The following is a 1,070-nucleotide window of genomic DNA, read 5'->3' as shown; positions in this document are numbered from 1 at the left end:
GGCGCGAGCGCGCAGGACGTGATCAACCTGGCCCGCACCCAGGTCGGCACGCACGAGGACGCCTCGGGCAACAGCAAGTTCAACAACTGGTACATCGACTCGGCGCTGGGCCAGCAGAACGCGCACCGCATCGGCGCCAAGAGCGCCTCGGTCTACAAGGGCCAGTCCTGGTGCGACATGTTCGTGTCCTGGCTGGGCCAGCACACCGGCACCAAGGGCATGGGCGCCGACGCCTACACCGTCAGCCACGCCCAGTGGTTCAAGAAGACCGGCCGCTTCGGCCAGACCGCCAAGCCCGGCGCCGTGGTCTTCTTCGCCTGGAACGGCGGCGGGATCAAGGGCATCGACCACGTCGGCATCGTCGTCAAGGACAACCACGACGGCACCATCAACACCATCGAGGGCAACACCGGCAACGCCGTCAAGACCAAGGTCCGCGACACCTCCACCGTCGCCGGCTACGGCTACCCCGAATACCGGTAACCCCCGGGGGCCACAACCCGGCCCCCGCCCTCCCCCTCGGGGCACCGGCCCCGCCTCCCCCCTTCTTCTTTTCCATCCCCCGCGCGATCACCACCACGCGCCGCGCACCGGACCTGCCACGCCCAAAAACGGGCGTGACCACACCCCAACACGGGTGACCCGGTGTGCGGGGCCACCGAGCGAAGGATGAACATGCAGCAGCGAGCCATCGACACCGCCCTGACCGCTCTGACCGGCACCGCCCTGGCGGGCATGCTGATCGCGGGCGTGGCGGTCGAGAGCGCCCACGGCGCCCCGGCCGACAAGCCGATGGCGCACACCGCCACCACCCAAAACCACACCACCAGCAACACCGGCAAGACCACCGCCGGGAAGACCGCGCCCAAGACCCGCGCGATCCTGTCCGGCAGCACCACCGCCTCCTACTTCTGGGACGACGGATCGGGCGTCAACGGCGACACCGGCGCCCCCGCCAGCGGCAAGCCGATGCAAAAGGGCATGTTCGCCAGCCCCAGCTGGCCCATGAACACCAAGGTCAAGGTCACCTACCAGGGCCGCAGCGTCACCGGCTTCGTCGGCGACCGCGG

General features: G+C 69.4%; 1 protein-coding gene and 1 pseudogene. Both read left to right on the top strand.

Annotation, left to right across the window (positions count from 1 at the left end):
* Positions 1-483 (top strand): CHAP domain-containing protein (locus J4709_RS52750; protein ID WP_208253084.1); only part of this gene is annotated, 483 nt, incomplete at its 5' end.
* 192 nt (positions 484-675) lie between these two features.
* Positions 676-1,070, top strand: a pseudogene (locus J4709_RS52745) (hypothetical protein); the annotation flags it as partial.

Source organism: Actinomadura violacea (assembly GCF_017573465.1).
GTDB classification, from domain to species: Bacteria; Actinomycetota; Actinomycetes; order Streptosporangiales; family Streptosporangiaceae; genus Spirillospora; species Spirillospora violacea.
The sequence above is the reverse complement of the archived record's forward strand: the minus strand, read 5'-3'. Positions and strand labels throughout refer to the sequence as shown.